Below are 1,082 nucleotides of genomic sequence, written 5' to 3'. Positions count from 1 at the left end.
CAGGCAGATGAGCAAGTGAAAGCGGTTCTCTTTTATGGTGAAGGCGATAGCTTCTGCGCCGGAAATGATATTCAGGATTTCGTTTCCTCAATCGGTGATAGTGATGGTCTGCAGTATGTTATTGGTTTCCTGCATGAACTTGCAGGTTTTGAAAAGCCCGTGTTGGCGGCGGTGCATGGAGATGCAGTAGGTATTGGTACAACAATGATGCTCCACTGCGATATGGTAATTGCAGCAGATGATCTGAAATGCCAGATGCCTTTTGTACGCCTGGGGTTAATTCCGGAAGCGGGTTCGACTCTTCTCGTGCCGAATATGTTGGGTCATCGTCGAGCTTTTGAACTACTCATTGATGGCGCTCCGTTCAATGCCGACCAAGCGAATAATTATGGCTTTGTTAATACCGTTGTTTCCAAAAATGAGCTGGTAAATGCAGCCAGGAAGAAAGCTGCTTCCATTGCTTCTTTACCGCAGAATTCAGTTAAACAATCCAAGCGATTATTGAAGAAAGATTACCTGGAACAGCTACACCGGGTAATAGATGAAGAGGGTTCCCGGTTTTACGAAAGTATGTTTTCAGAGGAAGCTAGGGCCGCGTTTATGGCCTTCTTACAGAAAAGCTAAGAATACCTTCAACCTTTGTTTACCGGCCCTGGTGGTCGGTTTTTTCATATTTGAATATAAATATTAGTATTTACTAAATTAGCTTAATTGTTATAATTGGCTCCATTGTGTAAATGGCTGCATAAGGGGAGCCAAGATGAGAAAGTTATTTTTAGCAGCAGGTATGATGTTGGCGGTTTCAGCACAGGCAGAAGAGTTTTCGGTCAATATTCCTGAGTTACAGGCTGAAGCGAAAGGTGTTATCAAGCAGTTAGTAAGCACCTTAGGTGGAGAATTAAAGAAAGCTAAAGAAACGGGAGGAGCGGCGGCTGCTATAACGGTTTGTAATACTAAAGCCCTTCCATTAACACAATCGGTTAATGAAACGAGTGGTTGGGAAATCTCACGTACCAGTCATAAGCTACGCAACCCGGAAAATACTCCTGACTCTTGGGAGAAACAGGTGCTTGAGCAATTTG

2 protein-coding genes are annotated in these 1,082 nt (G+C 43.7%); both read left to right on the top strand.

Features of this window, described 5'->3' with window-relative positions; all coding sequences use genetic code 11:
* A partial coding sequence (locus tag GY843_RS00900; RefSeq protein ID WP_297305836.1) for an enoyl-CoA hydratase-related protein occupies positions 1 to 624 on the top strand: 624 nt, incomplete at its 5' end.
* Positions 625 to 760: 136 nt separating this feature from the next.
* The coding region (locus GY843_RS00895; RefSeq protein WP_297305835.1) for a DUF3365 domain-containing protein at positions 761 to 1,082 on the top strand (322 nt) is incomplete at its 3' end.

It is taken from the genome of Neptuniibacter sp. (assembly GCF_024231755.1).
Classification (GTDB): Bacteria; Pseudomonadota; Gammaproteobacteria; order Pseudomonadales; family Balneatricaceae; genus Neptuniibacter.
Note: the sequence above shows the minus strand (reverse complement) of the source record. Positions and strands in the feature narration are given on the sequence as shown.